At 49.1% G+C, this 4,197-nt stretch carries 4 protein-coding genes; 2 read left to right on the top strand and 2 right to left on the bottom strand.

Annotated features, from left to right (window positions below; translation table 11 throughout):
* Positions 1–270: 270 nt before the first annotated feature.
* Together HMPREF9098_RS12220 and HMPREF9098_RS05040 are read right to left on the bottom strand one after the other, a co-directional pair.
* A complete protein-coding gene (locus HMPREF9098_RS12220; protein WP_232617969.1) occupies positions 271–675 on the bottom strand; it encodes a hypothetical protein in 405 nt (134 codons plus the stop codon).
* Between the two features lie 251 nt (positions 676–926).
* Complete coding sequence (locus HMPREF9098_RS05040) at positions 927–1,307, bottom strand: hypothetical protein (RefSeq protein WP_003782605.1); 381 nt, start codon at positions 1,305–1,307, stop codon at positions 927–929.
* A gap of 702 nt (positions 1,308–2,009) precedes the next feature.
* On the opposite strand from HMPREF9098_RS05040, the gene HMPREF9098_RS05035 reads away from it, so the two are divergent.
* Together HMPREF9098_RS05035 and HMPREF9098_RS05030 are read left to right on the top strand one after the other, a co-directional pair.
* Positions 2,010–2,168 (top strand): hypothetical protein, encoded by a 159-nt coding sequence (locus HMPREF9098_RS05035; RefSeq protein WP_232617967.1) that lies wholly within the window; start codon positions 2,010–2,012, stop codon positions 2,166–2,168.
* 750 nt (positions 2,169–2,918) lie between these two features.
* Positions 2,919–4,148 carry an ATP-binding protein gene (locus HMPREF9098_RS05030; protein ID WP_003778812.1) on the top strand — a complete coding sequence of 410 codons (1,230 nt, stop codon included), beginning with the start codon at positions 2,919–2,921 and terminating at the stop codon, positions 4,146–4,148.
* The last annotated feature ends 49 nt before the right edge of the window (positions 4,149–4,197 follow it).

Raw genomic sequence — 4,197 nt, 5'->3', positions numbered from 1 at the left:
GTGCTTGTTTGGAAGAATTTCAGGCAGCCTGATGCTGAAAATAGAGACTACCTGAAAAGAATGTTGCAATAAGGGAAAAATTGCTCGCGTGAGCAACAAGTGCCATCCCATGGATGTTTTGCCCACGCTAGGCTTATTCTGGCCGGGATTGACCGCCAACACCTGATCCAATACCCAACGTTGGGCGGCACCGAATGTCCATATATTTTCAGGTAGCCCATACTGGATACAGGCTACCTGAAAAACATTCTCCGCAGTATCCGGCCGACTTTACTTCTTCTTCGGCGGCAGGATGCTGCCGGTTTCGGCGACGCGTTCTTTCCAGATGGGTAGCCATTGGGCTACGCGCTCGCGGTAAGGCTCGTAGATTGGTCGGATGGTGGGGAAATCATCTTTAATAAACCGTTCCACATAATCAAAGTCCAGCAGGATGGCGCGGGCAATACAGTTGCCCAAGCCTTCGTATCCTTCTGCGGTAGACGGATTGGGAAATTCGCCATAAATCGGATAACCGGCCAGAAACTCCTTTTCGTCCGAATTGCTGAAATAACGTTCGACCAAATCCAAACCGCGTTCGAAAAAATCGCGGATATAGGCTTCGGCATCTGGCAGGGTGTGCACTAATTTTTGATAAATCATGCAATGGTTATGAGCATCGGGGCTAAGGATTAACATACGAGCTGTCCATTTTGTTTGGAAATCCTGAAAACCCTCTTTAAAGATTTTAGTTACTGATTGATTGAAAACGCGGACATAGGGTTCTGCCGAAAGATGCAACACCCAACCCGGATCAATCCAAATCTCAGAATGCTTCAGTGTTTTATTTTTAAAAATGTTTGATTTGTATTCCCAACCTGGGTGCTGAGAAGCCAGGTAAATACAATAATTCTTTACATCTGATTTATTTAGCATAAATTAGTTATCCTTTATGGATTAGGGCGTATCAAGTAAATATTACGCGGTGTCGCACCATCCAAACCCGCATCTGCCGCCTTCGCTCCAAAGCTGTTGGCATTGCCTTCAATCGCCGCACGGTAATTGGCTTCCTGCGAGCGTGCCAGCGCCGCATCGCCGGTTTTCATCTCCATTCCGGCAAAGCCCCTGCCGTCCAATACGAATTCGCTAACTATTTGATTGGTGCGCAGGTCGATTGCCTGATAGCCGGGCGGCACGGGGACGCTCTGGCCGGGATTACCCGCCAACACCTGATCCAATACTGAACGCTGGGCGCCGCCGGGGCTGTTGATGGTTACGTTTGTATGAACACCCAACTGCTGGTTACGGAAGAATCCGCCTGTTGCCTCCACCGCCGTTTCATGAACCTGCCGGGCAGCTTGGATATGCTGGTGAGCATGTGGCGATTTTACCGTAATCGGCCTCGGCCGGGCTGGCAGTGGCGGCGGCCACCATGTTGATCAATACGCCTACACGCTACCAAACTGTACAGAAAATGTTTTTAGGTAGCCTTGGAGGCTCCCTGAAAATTAATAGTTACATTTTAGGGCTAATCTACGTCAGCCCCAAATAAAAAGATGAAGAACTGGTCTGCAAAGAATTATTTAGCAATGGAGGAAGAGGCGCTGAAAAATATGAGCAATATATGAAGATTTCGGAAAAATTTTTCTCGGGAGGTAAAACTTTTATTGTTTTGCCTCCTAAATTTTTTGAAATTATAGGTCTGGGAAAAGTGGAGTTATGATGTGTCCTAGAGATTGCTTTTTTTGTTTAAAGCGCATACTTATATTTATATATATAATATAAATACCTATTATAAGAATATATATATCATATATAGTATATATACATCGGTGATTTTGGAATTTTGGATTGGTTTTCTTCCATCGGGTTTAACGCGATGGCCGTCGGGTTGCCGAGACGGGATTCGGCATGAAGCCCGTCGGCATACTCTGAGCTCGGTCTCAACCGAGCGAGGGCGAAGCTGGTTTTATGCCATCAGGTTTGACCAGATGGCCCTCGGGTTGGTAGGTGGGCTAATGGTGAAAAGAGAAATGGTCGAGTACGCCGACATGGAGATGTATGCGAGTTGGCGGATGGAACGTTATGTTTGCCGAAGCAATAAATCCATTCTGCACTGTGCCAATGACCAATGGGGTTTAACCAAACCCACCCAAGAGCAGATTCGCGAGATGTATCTCTCCACCCGATGACAAACAAGCCGCCCAATCAGGGCGGCTTGTTTTACTGGCTGGCGGTTTGGTTAATATTGATTCCACCAATAGTTGTCAGGGTTGTAGCTGGGGTCCGGGATCCCGATGGTGTTTGGGAAGGGCGGGACTGAATATCTCTGGTTGTGCGTAGTAGGTTATGGAAAGGAGGTTTGATGCCATGCGCTGCCGCCAAGACCGCATTGATATCACTACGGGTCGAACGCAGTATCCGTTGCTGTTCTGTTGAGTGTACTTGAAGTAGGGAGGTCCGTGTGCCGTACTTCATAAGCTCATCCACTTAGCGCCATCTGAACCACGTCAAAAACGCTCTGTAGCTGCGAAAGGCCATACTCTAGTTTTAGCAGTTGTTCGGACAAGCCTTTGTCGGTCAGCTTGCCTAACTGGAAAGAGCGGTTCTTTTTTAATCGGGTTACGTATCGGTAAGCGTCACCATCAGCAGCTACTTCTTGTTATTTTCGCTGATTGCTCAATGCTGTTCACTCTTCACGCATCTTTTCTACCGCCGGAGAATCTACCGTGTTATGCAGCCCGGTCTCTATTGTCGATGACCTGCCCAACAGCCAAAACGAGCGGGACATCACACCTGAGAACTATGTCCGCCTGTATAACGAGGAGTGTGCGGCAGTTTCGCGGTGCAGCCTACGACATCATCACCACACAAAATAAGATGTATTGCGCAAAAATACAGTTTAAATTAAGATTCTGTCTTAAGTTAAACTGGATTTTGTTATGTATTACCCACGTCACCTGCAATCCGTCCTGCAAAAGCTGTCCGCCCAATTTCCCGCCGTATTGCTGACCGGTGCGCGGCAGGTCGGTAAATCTACGCTGCTTCAGCACATTGCGCCCGAATACGGATACCTTACCTTAGACGATCCCTTGCTGCTCGACCAAGCCAAAAACGAGCCGCAACTGTTTTTATTGAACCACACGCCGCCGCTGATTGTGGACGAAGTCCAATATGCCCCCGAGCTGTTCCCCCTGCTGAAAATGGATATAGACCGGCGCAAGCAGAACGGCCTGTACCTGCTGTCCGGTTCTCAGGCTTTTGAGTTGATGCAAAATGTCAGCGAAAGCCTGGCCGGGCGCATTGCGGTATTGAAATTAAACGGATTGTCGTGGCGCGAAATGCGCGGCGATGATTTTCAGACGGCCTTTGTGCCGGACGAAGGCTATTTGGCTGACCGGAAACCGGTATTCAGTTTGCCCGAACACGAAAATATCTGGCAGATTATCCACCGCGGCGATATGCCGCGCTTATACGAGCAACCCGCAACCGACTGGCAGGTTTACTATGCCTCGTATGTCGCCACCTATATCGAACGCGACGTGCGCCAATTGGTCAATGTAGGCAGCAGCGGCGATTTCACTCGGTTCATGATTGCTATTGCCGCCCGCAGCGGGGAATTATTGAATTACAGCAGCGTGGCCCAGGAAATCGGCGTATCGGTGGATACCGTCAAGCGTTGGCTCACCGTGCTGCAAACATCGGGCATCGTCTATCTGCTGCAACCCTATGGCAACAACCACCTTAAACGCGCCATCAAAACCCCGAAAGTCTATATGCTGAACACCGGCCTGATGGCCTACCTGACCAAATGGCTGACGCCGGAAACCATTCAAAACGGAGCCAAGAGCGGGCAGTTTTTTGAAACTTTTGTCGTGGGCGAAATCATCAAATCCTTCCACAACCAAGGCCAAGAACCGCCGATTTATTTTTACCGCGACACCAATCAAAAAGAAATCGACCTATTGATCGAACACCAGCAGATGCTGTACCCCGTTGAAATCAAAGCCACCGCCAATCCCAATAAAAAAATGGCCGCCGCTTTCAACCTGCTGCGCAACACGCTGCCGGCAAACGAATTGGGCATCGCCCACGGCACGATCATCAACCAGTACCCGCAAAAAATCTGGTTGGCGGAGAATTTGGTTGCCGTGCCTGCGGCCTATGTTTGAGGCTACCTGAAACCGCCCTTCAAGGAATGAACCATGCCCAACACCCCCG

Source organism: Kingella denitrificans ATCC 33394 (assembly GCF_000190695.1).
Taxonomy (GTDB): Bacteria; Pseudomonadota; Gammaproteobacteria; order Burkholderiales; family Neisseriaceae; genus Kingella_A; species Kingella_A denitrificans.
Note: the sequence above shows the minus strand (reverse complement) of the source record. Positions and strands in the feature narration are given on the sequence as shown.